14 protein-coding genes are annotated in these 19305 nt (G+C 44.1%); 13 read left to right on the top strand and 1 reads right to left on the bottom strand.

The genetic code is table 11. The features are described from left to right. The first annotated feature begins 5 nt into the window (after positions 1-5). The 3 genes from FRZ06_07960 to dapD are packed head-to-tail and all read left to right on the top strand — an operon-like array spanning position 6 to position 2363. A complete protein-coding gene (locus FRZ06_07960) occupies positions 6-902 on the top strand; it encodes a 4-hydroxy-tetrahydrodipicolinate synthase (GenBank protein ID QOX63286.1) in 897 nt (298 codons plus the stop codon). A gap of 19 nt (positions 903-921) precedes the next feature. Continuing rightward, entirely contained in the window at positions 922-1674 is a 753-nt protein-coding gene (locus tag FRZ06_07955) for a 4-hydroxy-tetrahydrodipicolinate reductase (GenBank protein ID QOX63285.1), read from the top strand. Beyond that, positions 1671-2363, top strand: coding sequence for a 2,3,4,5-tetrahydropyridine-2,6-dicarboxylate N-acetyltransferase (gene dapD / locus FRZ06_07950; GenBank protein ID QOX63284.1), 693 nt, complete (start codon positions 1671-1673; stop codon positions 2361-2363). The genes FRZ06_07955 and dapD overlap by 4 nt, the downstream gene beginning before the upstream one ends. A 253-nt stretch (positions 2364-2616) precedes the next feature. On the opposite strand, the gene FRZ06_07945 is transcribed toward dapD, so the two are convergent. Then, positions 2617-5277 (bottom strand): cation-translocating P-type ATPase, encoded by a 2661-nt coding sequence (locus FRZ06_07945; protein QOX63283.1) that lies wholly within the window; start codon positions 5275-5277, stop codon positions 2617-2619. A gap of 406 nt (positions 5278-5683) precedes the next feature. On the opposite strand from FRZ06_07945, the gene FRZ06_07940 reads away from it, so the two are divergent. The 10 genes from FRZ06_07940 (at position 5684) to FRZ06_07895 (ending at position 19161) form a co-directional block, all read left to right on the top strand. Beyond that, positions 5684-5980 carry a TrpR-like protein YerC/YecD gene (locus FRZ06_07940; protein QOX63282.1) on the top strand — a complete coding sequence of 99 codons (297 nt, stop codon included), beginning with the start codon at positions 5684-5686 and terminating at the stop codon, positions 5978-5980. Next, positions 5977-7251: a hypothetical protein gene (locus FRZ06_07935; GenBank protein ID QOX63281.1), complete on the top strand. Its 1275-nt coding sequence runs from the start codon at positions 5977-5979 to the stop codon at positions 7249-7251. Before FRZ06_07940 ends, FRZ06_07935 begins: the two co-directional genes overlap by 4 nt. Next, positions 7244-8638: a sigma-54-dependent Fis family transcriptional regulator gene (locus tag FRZ06_07930; protein QOX63280.1), complete on the top strand. Its 1395-nt coding sequence runs from the start codon at positions 7244-7246 to the stop codon at positions 8636-8638. Before FRZ06_07935 ends, FRZ06_07930 begins: the two co-directional genes overlap by 8 nt. After that, positions 8589-10070, top strand: coding sequence for an APC family permease (locus FRZ06_07925; GenBank protein QOX63279.1), 1482 nt, complete (start codon positions 8589-8591; stop codon positions 10068-10070). Before FRZ06_07930 ends, FRZ06_07925 begins: the two co-directional genes overlap by 50 nt. A 183-nt stretch (positions 10071-10253) precedes the next feature. Continuing rightward, positions 10254-11765 (top strand): amino acid permease, encoded by a 1512-nt coding sequence (locus FRZ06_07920; GenBank protein QOX63278.1) that lies wholly within the window; start codon positions 10254-10256, stop codon positions 11763-11765. Between the two features lie 398 nt (positions 11766-12163). Next, positions 12164-12811, top strand: a complete 648-nt coding sequence (locus FRZ06_07915; GenBank protein QOX63277.1) for a 4'-phosphopantetheinyl transferase superfamily protein — start codon at positions 12164-12166, stop codon at positions 12809-12811. A gap of 151 nt (positions 12812-12962) precedes the next feature. Beyond that, positions 12963-13940 (top strand): DMT family transporter, encoded by a 978-nt coding sequence (locus FRZ06_07910; GenBank protein ID QOX63276.1) that lies wholly within the window; start codon positions 12963-12965, stop codon positions 13938-13940. Then, on the top strand, positions 13941-14786 hold the full coding sequence (locus FRZ06_07905) for an MBL fold metallo-hydrolase (GenBank protein ID QOX63275.1): 846 nt from the start codon (positions 13941-13943) through the stop codon (positions 14784-14786). A 54-nt stretch (positions 14787-14840) separates the two neighbouring features. Continuing rightward, positions 14841-15452, top strand: a complete 612-nt coding sequence (locus FRZ06_07900; GenBank protein ID QOX63274.1) for a regulatory protein RecX — start codon at positions 14841-14843, stop codon at positions 15450-15452. A gap of 607 nt (positions 15453-16059) precedes the next feature. Next, positions 16060-19161: an isoleucine--tRNA ligase gene (locus FRZ06_07895; protein QOX63273.1), complete on the top strand. Its 3102-nt coding sequence runs from the start codon at positions 16060-16062 to the stop codon at positions 19159-19161. Positions 19162-19305: the final 144 nt, after the last annotated feature.

Genomic DNA, 19305 nt, shown 5'->3' with positions numbered 1-19305 from the left:
TACCTATGATTAGAGGATCGATAGTAGCGTTAATTACGCCCTTTCACGAAGACGGAAGCGTGAATTACGATAAGATCCGTGAATTGATTCACTGGCATATCGAAGAAGGTACCGACGGGATCTGCATTTTGGGAACTACTGCGGAAACTCCGGCTCTTACGGTTACCGAAAGAGATAAGATTGTAGAGGTTTCCATCGAGGCCGCCGAGAAAAGAATTCCTATCATCGTGGGAAGCGGCTCCAATAATACGCTGGTTGCCAAAGAGCAGAGCATCAAATACGAGAAGATGGGAGCTGACGGCCTCTTGGTCATCACCCCCTATTATAATAAGACTAACAAGGCCGGTATGATCCATCATTTCACTGAAATCGCAGATGCGGTTTCCATCCCGGTAATCTTATATAATGTTCCGGGAAGAACAGGCTGCAGCCTTAGTTACGAGGCATTGAAAGAGCTCAGTCAGCATAAGAATATTGCAGGGATAAAAGAAGCAAGCGGGGATATTTCCTTCGTAGCAAAAATCGCAAGGCTTGCAGATGAAAACTTTGCGCTTTATTCCGGAAATGACGATATGATCGTGCCTTTGATGTCAGTTGGTGGCGCTGGTGTCATCTCTGTAGCTGCAAACATCATTCCCAGTGAGATGCATCGACTTGTGACTGCATATCTTGAGGGTGATGTGAGTCTTGCAAAGGAAATCCAGCTGAAATATTTGGATTTCATCAATGCGCTGTTCATTGAGACAAATCCGATCCCAATCAAAGAAGCCATGAATGTGATGGATATGGGTGTCGGAAAATATCGCCTGCCTCTTTACGAAATGGATGAAGATGCAAGAGCATATCTGATTAAAACAATGCAGATTCTTTATGACCAGAAAAGATTGCTGACGGCGGTCTAGTATAGAAAAGGAAATGGGAATGGAAAAAGACAGACAGGAAACATTAAAAATTGGGCTTGTGGGATATGGCAGAATGGGCCGTCTTGTCAAGGAAACAATCGAAAAAACCAGTGGAGTGGAATGCGCGGGAATCGTCAGTCCTGAATATAACAGTGAACTCGGCCAAATAGGCGGTAAGCTTGACGTTATCATCGATTTCAGCCATCCCTCCAATCTTGATATGATCGTATCCTACGCAGAGAAAAATCATACTCCGGTGGTATTTGCGACCACAGGATACTCTGCGGAGCAGATTAAGGAAATTGAACAATTGTCTCAAACGGTACCGGTCGTTTATACAGCGAACTTTTCATTGGGCATCACTGTGTTTCAACAGGTACTCCGGCAGATCACGCCGGTTTTAAGGGATGTTTTCGATATCGAAATTATAGAAAAACATCATAAAATGAAGCTGGATTCGCCAAGCGGAACAGCAAAAATGCTCTTGCAGGCAGTGGAAGAAGGCAGGGAGTATGAAAAGAAATACGGCAGAGAGGGTTTTGGCAAGCGGGGTGATGAAATCGGAATTCACTCTGTAAGGGGAGGAACCATTGCAGGAGAGCATACCGTCCTATTTGCGGGTGAGGATGAAATCCTTGAGATTACTCATCAGGCTCACTCCAGGCAGATCTTCGCCACGGGAGCGGTTCAGGCAGCAAAATTTGCTGCAGGTCAGAACCCCGACTTATACGATATGAATGACGTGTTATTTAAAAAAGAGGTGACAGAATGAATGCAAAAGAAATTATTCAGTATATCAGCAACGCAGAGAAAAAAACTCCTGTTAAGGTTTATATAAAGGAACGGAACCCTCTCCCTTTCGAAAACTGCAGAGTATTCGGCAGCAATGACAGGATCATCTTTGGAGAATGGTCTGATATCAAGCCGGTGTTGGAACAGTATGCGGAAGAAATAGAAGATATCGTCGTGGAAAATGATCGCAGAAATTCGGCGATACCGCTGCTTGATGTAAAAAATATGAATGCAAGAATTGAACCCGGCGCCATCATCAGAGAGCATGTGAAAATCGGAGAGCATGTAGTAATCATGATGGGAGCAGTCATCAACATCGGAGCGGAAATCGGCGACGGCACCATGATCGATATGAACGTGGTCCTGGGAGGAAGAGCTACTGTGGGGAAGAACTGCCATATTGGTGCAGGCTGCGTCCTTGCGGGGGTCATTGAGCCGCCCAGTGCACTGCCGGTCATCGTAGAGGATGAAGTTGTCATTGGAGCCAATGCAGTGGTTCTGGAAGGAATCCGTGTGGGAAAAGGTGCTGTCGTAGCAGCAGGAGCCGTCGTTATAGAAGATGTACCGGAAAATGCCGTTGTGGCAGGTGTGCCAGCTAGAATCATCAAAACAAAGGATGCAAAAGCGAAGGAAAAAACCGCGCTTGTAGACGCTCTGCGTCAACTGTAACAATGATATCTAAAAAGAGGACAAGCTTAGTCTGCAGCGCTGTTGCAAGTGATCAGCCTTTTTATCGGCTTAACACGCAGCGGCGTGAACATAACTGAAGCACTGCTTTAACCGGAGTTAGCTCCTGAATTTTAACCAGTGTTTCCCCTAAATAAATCGCCAAAAAAGATGCTCAAACGCTGCACAGGCAGTTGTGATGAGCATCTTTTTTTATAGTTTCAAAGTATTTTTTTATTTATTAGGTGGTTCACCATTAAGCTGCTTTTTTCTTTATAAACTTAATGAGAACGAACAGTTCGTGGAACCAAATGGGTGCTGTGGATAGTGCGATCAGTGAGAGCCATTCCCTGATGCTCAGTTCCATCGTTCCAAATACCTCGATGAGTACATCGATTTCCGTTACTGCTACCTGGAGCAGTATTCCAATGACGAACGCAATAATCATCATTTTGTTTTCCAGATGATTGAAGCGGAAGACGGAACGGTTCAGATTTCTCATGCCGATAGCGTTAAACAGCTGCGATACCGCAAGAGTTGTGAATGCGTAAGTCTGACATTGTACATATATGCTTTCATCTGCCATCACAGCTTTCAGATTTGCCAGAGTGATCGACTGACCTGCATCCAGAAGCATTGCTATCGGCGTTGCCAGAAATGCGCCCAAAGTGATTCCACCGATGACACAGCCAAAGAATATTGTAATTGCGAGTCCTCCGTTCGCAAAGAGACTTTCCTTTGGATCTCTTGGAGCCTGCTTCATGATATCCGGATCGCCCGTATCGACGCCCAGAGCCAAACCGGGAAGTGAGTCTGTGATCAGGTTGACCCAGAGAATATGGATCGCTTTCAGCGGTGATGCTAAGCCTGCAATGATCGCAACAAACATAGTAATGATTTCACCCAGGTTGGAGGAAAGCAGGAACAATACCGACTTTTTAATATTATTGTAGATGTTTCGCCCTTCTTCAATGGCTTTCTGAATGGTTGCGAAATTATCATCGGTCAGAACCATGTCCGCAGCGCCCTTGGCAACGTCAGTCCCTGTGATTCCCATTGCAACACCAATGTCAGCGGCCTTCAGGGAGGGAGCATCGTTTACCCCATCACCGGTCATGGAAACAATATGTCCGTGAGACCGGAAGGCGTTCACAATCATGACTTTGTTTTCCGGCGATACTCTAGCGAATACTCTGAGATTCGGTACCGCGGTGTTTAGCTGCTCCTGAGACATATGGTTCAGCGTATCCCCTGTGATGCACTGATCTTCTCTTTCTACAATACCTAGCTCCTTGGCGATGGCATAGGCGGTATCGATATGATCTCCTGTGATCATAATGGTTGTCACAGATGCACCCTTGAAAATTGTAACTGCATCCTTTGCTTCCGGTCTTGGCGGATCGATCATTCCTACAAGACCTGCAAAGACGAGGTTTGATTCTGTAGCAGAGTCATCTTCCAGTTTGATGGCCAGAGCGAGAACGCGCAGCGCCATGGAAGCCATTTCCTTTGCAGCTGCTTGAATTTTTACTTTGTCCTCGTCAGTAATCGGGCGAATGGTTCCATTTATCATGATTTCATTGCAATTGTTGATAATTCTGTCCATGGCCCCCTTTGTATAGGCAATCACCTTTCCGGAAGAAGCTTTATGGACTGTCGTCATCATTTTTCTGTCAGAGTCAAAGGCAAGTTCATTGATGCGAGGATCCGATGCCTCCAGAGATTTTTTATTGATTCCGTAGAAAAGCCCCATATCGAGAAGGGCAAGCTCCGTTGGGTCGCCAAGTCTGGAGTTTCCTTCGATGGAAGCATCCGTGCAAAGTACAAATCCATCGATGAACAGTTTGTCAGTATCATAATTCAGTCCATCGACCTGCTTTAAAGTATCATCAACATAGACCTTTGTAACGGTCATTTTATTCTGGGTTAAGGTGCCGGTTTTGTCGGAACAGACAATGCTGACAGAGCCCAATGTTTCTACTGCGGGAAGTTTCCTTACAATCGTATGAACCTTGACCATGCGCTGTACACCAAGTGCCAGCACGATGGTAACCACAGCAGGCAGACCTTCAGGAATTGCCGCAACGGCCAGTGAAATGGCAGTCAGGAGCATTTCCATAATATCTCGGCCCTGAACAAGAGCTACCACAAACAGGGTAACGCACAGAACTACCGCAAGGATACCAAGCAGTTTGCCCAGATCTCCCAGACGTTTCTGGAGGGGTGTCATTTCATCAACGCTTTCACTGATCATCTTGGCGATTTTTCCGATCTCCGTCTCCATACCGGTTTTAACAACGACGCCTTCCCCTCTTCCATAAGCAACACTGGTTGACAGGTAGGCCATATTGAGTCGGTCACCCAGAGTGACTTCACCTTTGGCAATGAATTCAGCATCTTTTTGTACCGGAACTGATTCTCCTGTCAGGGCAGATTCTTCAACCTTCATATTGACGGTGTTGATGAGCCTCAGATCGGCAGGAATAATTCGGCCAGCTTCCAGGAGTACGATATCTCCAGGAACAAGATCAGCTGCCGGAACCTCAATAGGAACGCCATTTCTTCTGACAAGAGCTGTGGGACTGGAGAGTTTTTTCAATGCTTCAAGAGATTTCTCTGCTTTGGATTCCTGAACCATTCCTATCACTGCATTTAAAAGGATGACGGCCAGAATGATAACCGCGTCGCTGACTTCTTTCAAAAATAAAGAAATCACTACGGCGCCAAACAGGATATAAATCATTGGATCGCGAAGCTGTGACAGGAACATTTGCAGCTTCGTTTTTGCTTTCTTTTCCTGAAATGCGTTGGGACCGTTCTTCTCCAGGCGTTCTTTTGCTTCCTTGTCGCTCAGGCCTATATTTGGTTCTACATCTACTTCCTTGAATACATCTTGAATTTTCTGCTGCTCAAACATTTTTCATATACCTCCGTTATGTTCGTATGATTGACTCTTTGCATATTCATGTCTATTGATATATAATGAGATCGTGAATTTTCTCGATAAAAAAAAGACCTTAAACATAACATTCGCAAAAAGCTGTAAATTATGTTAAAAGTCTTGTTACCTAGCGGGCTTATGACCAGACACGCGCGTGTCGGTTGTTGATCAATAAACTTAAAACTACTCCCTTTTATGATTAGATATTAATGGAAAAAAATGCTGTTGTCAAGTAAATACGATAATGTTATAATTGTGCTGTAAAGTGATAAAGTACTAAAGTAATTGATTGATTCATAAAATACATCTCTGATTGCTTTGGTTCGAGAATAGTCGGTGCTTTACTAGAAAATGTCCCATTGGGAAGGGAGAGATTATAAAAATGAGTTATGAATCCAGATTTAAAAACGAGGAAATTGACGAGCTCTTCCAGGCGATCCTTGCACTGGAATCGGAGGAAGATTGCTATCGATTTTTCGAAGATATCTGCACAATCAACGAGATTCATGCAATTTCTCAGCGTTGGCATGTAGCAAAGCTGCTTCATGAGCATAAGACCTATAATGAAATTGAAGAAATTACAAAAGCAAGCACGGCAACCATAAGCCGTATCAATAAATGTCTTACCTACGGCGCTGATGGCTATCGCAGAATTCTGGAAAGAATTCAGAAGAAATGAAGGCCAGGGCAGGGTTTGTTTTATTTCTTATCCTATCGATATCCATTCTATTATATTACAATTACTCTCGCTCCGGTCTCAAACCGGATTACTCTCAAAAAGTTGAAATTGTAATATTCATTTTTGTTATTACCTTCATATGTCTTGCTTATATCGTCTATGAATCCTATCGTATCATGTACTTTGAAATGAAAGAAAGAATGGATATGATCACAGAGAGCAAGAACGATCTTCAGACTACCTACAACAGCCTCACCATGTTCATGATTGAGGTTGGTTCCGACTACACGATCATCAATTTAAATGAAGCGGTGTGCCGTTATCTAAATCGAAAGCGATATCATCTTATCGGCCAGGAGCTGAATTCAATTTTTGGGACTCATGAGCATTCGTTTGAAACCATGAGTAGATTGATCAATGATACGTTTTCAACCGGTGCTAACGGTAAGGGTGAAATCGAGATCAGAGATGGTATCTTCGAGGTGTTTACCTTTCCTATGCAGGATTTTGCTGACAGGATGACTAGGGTACTGCTGATGATGAATGATGTTACGGAGGTGCGTGCGCTCTATCGCCAAATGCTTCAGGATAACAAGATGACTGCGGTGGGGCAGCTTGCGGCAGGTGTTGCCCATGAAATCAGGAACCCTTTGGGTCTGATCCGCAATTACTGCCATCTGCTTAAAAAAAGTTCCGGAAATGATGAAGAATTAAAGGGCAAGGCAATTCGTATGATGGAAACTGCTGTAGACAGGTCCAATGATATTATTGATAATCTCCTTCGCTTTTCCCGGATGTCCAATGAGACCTGGAAAGAAATCAATCTGAGACAGGCAATCCACTCCATTCTGGATTTTGAAGAGCATACACTGATCAAGAATAATATTGAGATTGAACTGAATTGCAAGGAAGAGATCGTAATCTACGCTGTGTTAGAATCCTTAGAAATGATCTTGATTAATATCATTATCAATGCCATGGACGCCATGGAAAATGGCGGACGAATCAGTATAGACTGCAGTCAGGAAAAGGATGCAGTAACGGTGATGATCACCGATACTGGAAGAGGCATTCCAGAAGAGATCAGGGCGAATATTTTTAATCCGTTCTTTTCTACAAAAGAAAATCACAGCGGCGGTGGACTTGGCCTGTATATTGTATATAATGAAATCAGTAAATTAAATGGAAGCATCAGTGTGGAAAGCGAGATCGGCAAGGGGACTTCCTTCACTATAAAGCTTCCCTCTGACGGAGGTACTCGTAATGGATGAAAATCTTAAAATTTTAGTTGTGGATGATGAAGCAGCTCATTGCGATGTTCTTGCAATGGTACTGCAGGCTGAGGGATATCATGTAACCCAATGTATTCGGGCTAAAGAGGTTTTGGAACTGCTGAAATCAGAAGATTTTGATCTGATTGTTTCTGATTTGATCATGCCGGAAATGGATGGTAGCGCTTTACTGAAAGCGGTGAAGGCTGTAAGGCCCGATATGAATTTTATCATTCTCACAGCATATGGCACCATAGAAAACGCAGTAAAAGCCATGAAGCAGGGAGCGTTTACATATGTGATCAAGGGAAGTGATCCGGAAGATCTTCTGAGAGAAATTCAAAATATCAAAAAGCTTTCGCAAATTCAGAATAAGGAAGCTTCTCAATCTGACTCACTTTCAGGGGAATATATGCTGAATACTAAGAGCAGAGTGTTTGCAGACGTTCTGAATATAGCAGCGAAGGCAGCAAAGAGCGATGCGAATATTCTTTTGTTAGGGGAATCGGGATCCGGCAAGGAAGTTATTGCTCAATATATCCACAGAGGAAGCAATCGCAGTAAAAACCATTTTTATGCGACCAATTGTCATACTTTTTCAGATAGCCTATTGGAATCAGAGCTGTTTGGTCATGAAAAAGGTTCCTTTACAGGGGCAGCATCCACACGGATTGGCCGGTTTGAGGCAGCGGAGGCGGGTTCTCTTTTTTTAGATGAAATCGGAGATGTGCCGCCATCCACACAGGCAAAGCTTCTCAGAGCAATCGAAACAAAAACAGTCAATCGAATCGGCAGTAATACCGATATTAAGGTGGATTTCCGATTGATCTCTGCAACGAACAAGGATTTGGAAAAGGAGATCAAAGAAGGACGTTTTCGTGAAGACCTTTTCTATCGCCTGAGTACCATCATTATCCAGATTCCGCCTCTTAGACAGCGGAAAGAAGACCTGCCGGAACTGATCCGTTACTTTCTTAATAAGGTTCGAATTTCCCTTGGACTGGAAAAGATTACGATGGATGATGAGGTATCATCGTTTCTGATGCGGTACCATTATCCCGGTAATATTCGTGAATTGAAAAACATGATTGAGAGAATGGCAGTCCTATCTGATGATGGAAAAATCAGTGCTGACAGCATTTCCAATTTGGTTTATCGAAGTGAATCAGGGGAGCTGGAGGAACTGTTTGAAGGAAATCGTTCCTTGAAAGATATCCGGAGAGGGGTTGAATCAAAATATATTCAAAATGCGCTGAAGAAAAACCTCTTTAATATAACAAAGACTGCAAAAGAACTAGATATCAGTACGCGGCATTTATTCAATAAGATTTCGGAGTATGGAATCAAAGAACATCCGGATCGTACGGGTTCATCAAATGAAGAATGAGCGGCATGGAAAGTCACAGCGTCAAATCCTGAAGCGATCCCTTGGAAGAGTGGAAATTTTCGCCATGGCCTTCGGAACCATGGTTGGCTGGGGCTGGATTATGCTTCCTGTGCAATGGATTGAAGCAGCTGGCGTTCTTGGGGCTATGGCCGCGTTTTTGATCGGTGGAGTACTGTGCATCTTCGTTGGATTGACATATGCAGAGCTTACTTCTGCATTTCCTCTTGCCGGAGGAGAACTGGCGTTTTCCTATCGAGGTTTGGGCTATGTGGGGTCATGGATTACCGGTTGGACCATATCCTTCGCTTATATCAGCGTTGCAGCGTGGGAGGGGATCGCTCTGTCTACAGCATTTGATTATCTTCATCCGATGTCCAAGCTGGGATTGCTTTGGAGTGTTGCCGGCTTTGACGTGTACTTGTCTTGGTCTGCCGTCGGAATGATTGGTGCAGTAATTCTTACTGCCCTAAATATCATGGGAGTGAAACCGGTAGCGGTATTTCAGATTTTGCTTGTTCTTGTTATGATCGTAATCGGTATGATCTACGTTTTAGGGGGCATTTCATTTGGAGACATTCGCTTTATGACTCCGGCCATCACAAATTGGAAAGGCATCGGTGTGGTTCTTCTCATGGCCCCGTCCATGTATCTGGGCTTTGATATAGTTTCAAAGTCAGCAGAAGAAATGAATATGCCTTTGCGGGATATTGCCAAGGTACTGATCTTTTCTATTTCATGTGCAAGTGCCTGGTATATCCTTATCATACTTGGAACCTCGGTATCTTCTCCACCGGAACTTCGGGGACTGCTACTGATACCTGCTGCTGATTCAGCGGCGTTTGCCTATGAGTCTGCAAGTATTTCAAAACTTCTGATTATCGGAGGAATCTGCGGAATTATTACAAGTTGGAACGGTTTTATCGTGGGTGCATCTCGAATGCTCTTTGCTATGGGAAGATCGAAAATGCTTCCCAATTTTTTCGGGTGGGTGCATCCTCGCTTTCAGACCCCGGTGGTTTCCATTGTTTTTGTAGGTATAATCTGCTGTTTTTCTCCTCTCTTAGGTGAAAATGCACTGGTATGGCTAGTGGATGCGGCAGCCTTTGGAACCGTTATCGTTTATCTGATGGTTTCGATTTCCTACTTGCGGATCAGAAAAAAAGAACCGGGGCTGAGGAAACATTATACCGTAAAAAAAGGAAAGCTGGTTGGAATTGGCGCTGTGGTTACCGCTCTGTTTTTTCTGTTTTGGTACACGCCCTTTAGCCCCAACTCCCTCCTTTGGCCTTATGAATGGGCACTTGTCCTTTCTTGGATCGTGCTGGGGATCATCTTTCTCGTCTCCTCGATGGTGATCTACAGGAGAGAAAGAATTACAGATCAGGAACGGGAATTGCTGATGTTCGGAGAGGCCTATTCCAGAGAAATTTGAAGAATATTGCATTGAGTCAGCACAATTTTTCATTCCTAACGCTCGCAGAATTGCGGGTTTTCTTTATTTACATTACTTCCTTTTGGATATCCTGCTTTTTCACTGGTCCAATCCTTTTGATTTTTCAAAGCTTTCTGTGAATTCTGAAAAAGTATTACGACATTTTTATTCTCATGAAATATTATGGCAAAGTTCTTGCTCTATAAAAGAGGCGTAATCAATATCTTAATTTTTCAGGAGGATAATAGGATGGAAGAAAAGCAAGTTGGTCAGGGTCAGTTGAAACGAAACTTGAAGCAGAGGCACCTGACCATGATTGCCATCGGCGGATCGATTGGAACAGCATTGTTTCTGTCTACCGGTTATGCATTAAATCAAGCAGGACCCGGCGGTCTTGTTGCCGCCTATCTGTTCGTGGCAGTAATGATCTATTTTATCATTATGAGTCTCGGAGAAATGGCGACCTATCTGCCATGTGCAGGTTCCTTTCAAACATACAGTAGCCTGTATGTCAGCCCCTCTTTTGGATTTTCCATTGGTTGGTGTTACTGGTTCAGTTGGGCTGTGGTTGTAGGAATTGAAGTCGTAGCTTCGGCACTCATTATGAAATACTGGTTCCCCGATGTCCCGAGCTGGATTTGGAGTATCATTTTTGTTGTTATTGTTCTGGGGCTGAATTTGATGTCTGCAAAAGCTTATGGAGAAGCGGAATTTTGGTTTGCATCCATCAAAGTTATCGCAGTTGTGTCCTTTCTGATTGTTGGCATTGGAATGATGACCGGCGTAATGGGAGGAGAAGGCCCAATTGGATTCTCAAACTTTGTGGGCTCTGAAGGCGGACTGTTCCCCAAAGGAATCAGCGCAGCACTGGTTGTTTCCTTTACAGCAGTATTTTGCTACCTAGGTACTGAAATTGTTGGAATTGCAGCCGGAGAAGGTGAAAATCCAGAAAAGACGATCCCCAAAGCAGTCAAGACAGTGTTCGTTCGTATTGCAATCTTTTATATAGGTTCAACCTTCATGGTTGCAGCGTTAATTCCGTGGCAAGAGGGAACCGTGGAAATCAGTCCATTCACTCTTGTGTTTTCAAAGATTGGCATTCCTGCAGCGGCAACGTTAATGAACTTTGTTGTACTGACCTCAACGCTGTCCTGTGCCAATGCAGGTTTATACGCATCCAGCCGAATGGTATTTGCTATGGCTAAGGAGGGAAAAGCACCGAAGATCTTCGCAAACGTCAATAAGAGAGGCGTCCCGGTGCCTGCACTTATCCTTACGGGATGTATGGGCGGCGCAGCATTCCTGAGCAAGTTTATCAGCCCGGACAAGGTTTATGTCCTACTGGTATCTGCAAGTGCTATCACGGTACTATTTGCCTGGATCGGCATCTGTGTGAGCCATATCAACTTCAGAAAGCAGCTTGTGAAAAGAGGCTTCGACCTTACGAATTTGAAGTTCAAAGCTCCTTTCTATCCAGTGGGCAGCTATATCGCGGCAATTCTGTGCATCATCGTCATCATCGCTCAGTTCTTTGATGACACTGCACGGCTTACAGCAGTTCTTGGTGTGCCAATGTTCTTTATCCTTTGGATTGTAGGTAAATACAAGGAGAAGAAAGGAACTTTGTGGGTTCCTTCGGAAGAATCCATCAGAGCACAGAGCATCAGCGGTGATCGCCTTGAAAAAAGTGCATAAATGCCTCATAATCTCTTATACTGTTTTCAAATAAAACATAGAATTATTTGAAAACAATACGATACTGTTTTCCTCGGCAACGGCTTTGCCTCCTATGGGAGCGAAGCTCCCTACGCTGTCCGTTTTGCCATTGCAGCTAAAGCTGCGGCAAAACGGCAACGCCGCGGATAGACAACGTAGTTGTCTATCCAATTAATTGAGAATAGTATTAAATTGAATAGTGGAGCTGTTTCTCTCATAGCGCGAGGGGAAACAGCTCTTTTTCTTTTGGTTGAACGTGGCATAATATTGAAATGTACTGTAAAATAAGAGGAAATCCGTGTATAATTAGGGGATATTGAATCATTCCTAATTTTGTATGATTCATTCTAATAACATCAGATCATAAGAGGTAGAACATGCATTTGTACTTGTATCCTATCGATGAAACAAATAAAGATACGGAAAATACTGAAAACCGTTTCCCTTCCACGGAATATAGTAATCATATGGCTGTTCTGGCCCTTAAGGATTTCATTTGCAGGGCAGGGCTTGTTCTAGCATCGGCTGAACGGGAAAAAATCACTGTTTTGCGGGACTCCAGGGGCAAACCCTATTTTGAAGGGCGCAACGATATCTTTTTTTCTGTCAGTCATTCTGGAAACTGGTGGAGCTGTCTGATGGCAGAGGAAGAAGTGGGCTTTGACTTGGAAGTCATCCGCCACAGAAAAAACTTTGAAGGAATTGCAGCACGCTTCTTTACCGAGGAAGAATATCAATATGTACTTCAAAATGGCCTTTCGGGCTTTTACGAGATCTGGGTCAGGAAGGAAGCCTATGTGAAATATTTGGGGACAGGTCTTTCGGAAGGATTGCGTACCTTTTCTGTTGCAACGAAAGAAACGCTTCTTCAGGAAGTGCGGCACCAGCAAGAAGACGCGGATCGCAAATGTTCATACATCATTGGTTTCAATGAGATTTCTTCCGAGATCAAGGCTGCATATTGCTGTAAAAGCGGTAATGCCATATCCCAGACAATTATTCTGGCTCCAGATCAACGACCTTGAAACGATCCAGGAATGATATCGAAAGCGAACTGTCACATTCCATAAAATGAAGCAGAATGAACAAACCTTGTCCTGTAAAATCAGGCAGAAGGAACAAAAATATTGACCTGTAAGATCAAGCAGTTATTAAAAGAAAGGCAGTAGTATTATAATGAGCAAGAAGTCAATTTCAATTAAAACCGAAAAGAGGAAGGCAGCAGAAGGAGAGCAGGGACAAACGCCTGGAAATATCAAGGTCTATGGCAGCGCCGTACTATTTTCCTTTATCGTCGGATTCTCATTTATTGGAGTAAAAACCTGCGTTTCCATAGCAACGCCTCTGGAAACCTTGACCTACCGATTTAATTTTGCATTTCTTGCGGCCTTAGTTGTTGTTCTCTTCGGGGTTGTCAAAATTAATCTGAAGGAGAAGCCACGTATCAAGCTTGCTTTGACCGCCGGATTTTATGTTGGCTTCATGATTTTACAGACCATAGGACTTTTGTTTGCAACTTCTATTGAAAGCGGGATTCTTTTTGCGATCATACCGATTTTGGCAAAGATCATTGCAGGCTTTTTTTTGAAGGAGAGTACGAGTTGGAAGCAGAATATCTTTGTCTGCCTTTCAGTGGCAGCTGTTATCCTGATGTTTGTGCTGGGATCCACAGACCTTACTGTCAATCTGATCGGTCTTGTCATACTGTTTCTGGCGAGCATTTTTATGGCAATCAGCAATGTGATGATGAGATATGTGAGAAAGATCTATCAACCGTTTGAAATCACTTTTTTTATCACAGCCGGAGGCTGTATCCTGTTTAATCTTGCAATGATTTTATTTGGTCTTAAGAATGGAACGCTGGGAAGCTACTTTGATCCCCTGACCCATTCGGACTTTATATTGGCGACATTGTATCTGGGGATTCCGTCCACCTTGATTTCAGCTATGCTTATGGCCTACATGCTTGCTCATATGGAGGCGGTAAAAGCGACGATATTCGGAAATCTTTCCACAGCGATTTCCATTGTAGCGGGTGTGATCGTTTTAGGAGAACCATTGGAATTCTATCATATTCTGTGTACGGTATTGATCATCATCGGTGTTGTAGGCCTAAGCATGCCATCCATGGCAAAAAAAGAAGGAGAGTTATAGATGAGAATCCAAATACTAAGTGAAAACAGAACCAATCATACGGAATGCATGGCAGAGCATGGGCTGGCAGTCTATATTGAGACGGATGAGAAGACGCTGGTTTTTGATATGGGAGGTTCTCAGTTATATCTTGATAATGCAGATAAATTAAAGATTGACCTTACACAAGCAGACGCGGCGGTCATCAGTCACGGTCATTACGATCATACAGGCGGGATACCATCCTTCTGCAAATTGAATAAAAATGCACCAATTTATATCCATAAGGAAGCTTTTGGAGCTACATATGGTATGGAGGATGGAAAGCTGGATGAAGAAAGCTGTGGGATACGCTGGACAGAAGAGGAAAAGAAAATGCTGCAAGGTAGATTAATCCTTACAGAGGGACCCCTTTGGCTGACAAATGACATCGTAATCTCCGGAACCATACCTAAGACAGATGTTTTCACTCCCACAGAGCAATTTTATATCAAAGGGCAGGATGGCGAATTAAGACCGGATGAGATGAATCACGAGCAGTTTCTGGCAATACGATTAAAAGGGGATCGAGAAACCGGTAGGGGGATTTTTATTTTTTCTGGATGCAGCCATACCGGTGTGATTCCATGTATTTCCTATGCAAAGGAGCTGTTCCCAGGCGAAAAGATCCTTGGACTGCTGGCAGGTATGCATCTGTATCATACGAAGGGTGATGATTTAAATCAAATCCTGGATCAGATTGCTGCAGAAGAGATGGAGTATGTCATACCGGTACACTGCACTGGCATGGAAGGTATCTGCGGACTCAAACTGAGGCTGGGCAGCCGCTGTATTCCAGCGGGAGTGGGAGATCAGCTCATCTTTTAAAATGGGAATAAAGTTCTAACTGCATTGTGACAGTCGAAAGGGATATCTGACAACATGAGTATTGAAAGAAAGAGGATTGAAAAAAATAAGGAGAATAACGGAAGCCAGAAAATCAGTTCCTTTGATTGCCGCGATACAGCATTGCTGTTTTTAAACCGGAGGGACAGAAGTGTTCATGAAGTTAGACAGCATCTAGCTTCAAGAGACTTTGACAGGGAGGAAATCGATGTTGCGATCGCAGAATTGATAGAACTTGGTTACCTTGATGATTTCCGTTATTGTGAAAATTATCTTCGGTACGCAATGGGCAAAGGTCGCGGTCCTGGACGCGTTGCCGCGGAGCTCAAAGATAAGGGACTTGACCCCGCCTTGATACAAGAAATCGTTAAGGAAGGCTTCGGCAAGGATGCAGAAAAAGAAGCAGCAATGAAAGAGGCGCAGAAAATTCTGCATGCAAAGAGTTCATTTTATGCAGCAGCAGAACTCATCAATTCCGGCAGTAACGGAGAAAGCTTTGATGAAGGCGGAGAAAACATCCCCAGGGAAATCGATGATAAAACCATTGCGAAAATTGGCAGGAGACTTTCTTCACTCGGCTATCGTACCGATGTAATCTATGACATCATGAGCCGGATCAGAAAAAAATCCGACTTCTTCGATCTTTAATTCCAGTTCTGGTTTGTAAAGTCTGAGATCAAAAGCTCGCAATCGTTACAATCAGTACAATGAAACTGATTGAATTGTATATTTTCTTGACATAATATGAAGAAAGAGATTAAAATGAAAGGGTTAAAGATTTAATAGGTTAATGATTATTGATATATACCCTTCTTTGACAAAGTACAACACGCGAAATTTGAGCGCCTGCAACGTTCTCGCCCTTGCGTTACGCCCAGTAACGCTGCGTCCTGCGGTCTTTTTGCCCCAAGCTTGCTTGGATCGGCAAAACAGACAGCAGGGAGCGAAGCGAGTCGGAGGCAAAGCCGTTGCCTTGCCGGTGCTCCAATTTCATCCGCTCAGGTTCCCAAGTCAACTGAATGAGTTTGCAGACGGCAAATTTTTTCAATGACTAGGCAGCTTTTCGCTGGCATAGTGATCCTATTCCAACGAAAAGCTAACAACGGCAGTGCCTCCTACGCAAGCTATGCTTGCTACGCTGTCCGTTTTTCCATTCTGGCTAAAGCCAGGGAAAAAAGGCAACGTCAGTGGGCAAATTTGCCTTTGCAAACCGTGTTGGACCTTGTCAAAGGAGGGTAAAGAAGGATGATGCAGAATGTTTGAAAATTTATCGGAAAAAGCCATTGCTCATCTACAGAATGAGCAGGCAGACCAGTGGGAAAAAGAAGATCTGCTGGGCAAATGTGTATCGACCAGAAAAGGAAAACCTTCATTTGTATTTTATGAAGGACCTCCAACCGCCAACGGAAGGCCTGGAATCCACCATGTGATCGCAAGAACACTGAAGGACTCCGTATGCCGTTACAAGACCATGCAGGGATTTGAAGTCAAGAGAAAGGCCGGCTGGGACACCCACGGACTTCCCGTTGAGATAGAAGTGGAGAAACAACTTTCGATGTCTGGAAAGCAGGACATTGAAAAGTACGGAATCAAAGAATTCAATCTGAAGTGCAAGGAATCGGTATTTACCTATGAACGCCAGTGGCGGGAAATGACGAAGCGCATGGGTTATATCATCGATCTTGACAATCCGTATATTACACTGGACAACAATTACATTGAAAGCGGCTGGTGGATTTTAAAAGAATTTTTCAAGGCCGGCTTAATCTATGAAGGACATAAAATTCTTCCTTATTGTCCGCGCTGCGGAACGGGACTTGCTTCCCATGAAGTGGCCTTGGGATATAAGGAAGTAAAAACAAATACGGTTGTTGCCAAGTTCAAGCGCAAGGATGCCAATGAGTACTTCCTTGCATGGACCACAACTCCATGGACGCTGGCATCAAATGTTGCCCTGACCGTGGGTGCGGATATCGACTATATTAAAGCAGAGCAAGAAGGCAAGGTGTACTATCTTGCAAAGGCTCTGGCAGATAAAGTGCTGGGTGCAGAATCCTATCAGATCCTTGCGGAAATGAAGGGAAAAGAACTGGAGCACATCGAATATGAACAACTCATGCCCTTTATTCAGGTGGATAAAAAGGCTTTTTTCGTGACCTGTGCTGACTATGTCACCATTGAAGACGGTACTGGTATCGTTCATACCGCTCCTGCCTTCGGAGAAGACGACTACAATACAGGCAGAAGATATGATCTTCCTGTACCAAATCCTGTGGATGAGCAGGGAAACTATACAGAAACTCCATGGGCGGGCAGATTTGTTCTCGACCCCAATCTTGATGTGGACATCATCAAGTGGCTGGCATCCGAGGACAAGATCTATGCTAAGGAGAAGATGGAGCATAACTATCCCCATTGCTGGAGATGCGGAACTCCTCTGATCTATTATGCAAAGCCCAGCTGGTACATTGAAATGACGAAGCTGAAAGATCAGCTTGTGGCAAATAATAATGAAGTGAACTGGTTCCCGGATTTCGTGGGGGAAAAGCGTTTCGGCAACTGGCTGGAAAACGTCAATGACTGGGCCATTTCAAGAAACAGATACTGGGGAACGCCAATCAATATCTGGAAATGCGAATGCGGCCATCTAGAATCCATCGGCTCCAGAGCAGAACTGGTAGAAAAGGCCATCGAGACCATAGACGAGAGCATTGAGCTACATCGTCCTTACGTGGATGATGTTCATATCAAGTGCGAAAAATGCGGAAGCACCATGTCCAGAATCCCTGAGGTTATGGACTGCTGGTTTGACAGCGGAGCAATGCCGTTCGCTCAGCATCACTATCCTTTTGAAAACAAGGAGAAATTTGATGAGGAACTTTTCCCTGCAGACTTTATCTGTGAGGGAATCGATCAGACAAGAGGCTGGTTCTATTCCCTGCTGGCGATTTCAACCTTTATTAAGGGCAAAGCGCCATACCGCAATGTTCTTGTCAACGACCTGATTCTTGACAAAGAAGGCAAAAAAATGTCCAAGACAAAGGGCAACACCGTTGATCCCTTCCAGCTCTTTGACAAATACGGCGCAGATGCAACCAGATGGTACCTGCTGTACGTATCACCCGCTTGGTCACCGACAAAATTTGACGAAGACGGATTGATCGAAGTTGTAAGCAAGTTTTTTGGAACTTTGAAAAATGTATATAATTTCTTCGTACTTTATTCCAATCAGGATGAGATCAATCCGAAGGGATTTGCAATTGACTACAGTCAAAGACCGGAGCTGGATCGCTGGATTTTATCCAAATTCAATGGTCTGGTCAAGGATGTCACAGAGGAAATGAACCGATATGATCATATGAAGTCCGTCAGAAAGATTCAGGACTTCGTCAATGAGGATCTTTCCAACTGGTATATCCGCAGAGCCAGAAGACGGTTCTGGGGAGAAGAACTCACCGATGATAAGAAGGCAGTTTACGCAACCACCTATGAAGTTCTTGTGGGTCTGGCGCAGCTGGCTGCTCCTTTTGCTCCGTTTATAACCGATGAGATGTATCAAAAGCTCACAGGTGAAGAATCAGTTCATCTTTCCTTCTATCCAGTGGCGAAAGAGGAATATATCGATGAAAACGTCGAAGCCAGAATGGATCTTGTGAGAACCTTGGTTGGACTTGGACGAGGTGCAAGAGAAAAAGAAAGAATCAAGGTCAGACAGCCGCTTCAAAAGATTCTTGTGGACGGCAAATATGAAAGCCTCATCGGCGATATGATGGACCTGATCACGGAAGAACTGAATGTGAAAGAGGTTGTTTTTGAGAAGCAGCTAGATCAATATATGAACTTCGGCTTAAAGCCAAACTTCAAGGTTGCCGGTCCTGCTCTTGGAGCGAAGATTAAAGCCTTTGGAGGAGCCCTCGCCAAGGCAGATCCGCTGCTCGTCGTAGAACAGATGGAGAAAAACGGCGAGGCTGTCATAAGCATCGACGGAGAAGACACCACCATTGCGAGAGACTTTATCGATATTCAAATTTCGGCTAAGGAAGGCTTCACGGTATCCATGGAAAACAATATCTTTACGATTCTGGATACTACTATAACGCCGGAGCTGGTTTCTGAAGGTCTGGCCAGAGAGATGATCTCCAAGGTTCAGCAGCTGAGAAAACAGAAGGATTTTGAAATGATGGATCAGATCAAGATTGCTTATCAGGCGGATGAAGAGGTTCAGGCTGCGCTGGCAGAGCATAAGGATTACATCATGAAGGAAACCCTCGCTGTGGATCTGATTGAGGCGGCCGCGGAGCTTACTGTTTATGATCTGAATGGACATAAGACGGGGATTGATGTAGAAAGAATTTAATAAAAAGGTTAAGCGCCTGTCAGGTGTGTTCCCTAGGAAACACGGTCGCTCACAGTATCCATGTGGCTCCGACGGTTTCCACCGGGTACACACACAGACACGGCGCTTTTTATTCAATTCTCAGGAAGGGCTGCTCGCTTTGCT

The sequence above is a fragment of the Clostridiales bacterium genome, assembly GCA_015243575.1.
GTDB lineage: Bacteria > Bacillota > Clostridia > Peptostreptococcales > Anaerovoracaceae > Anoxybacterium > Anoxybacterium hadale.
The sequence above is the reverse complement of the archived record's forward strand: the minus strand, read 5'-3'. Positions and strand labels throughout refer to the sequence as shown.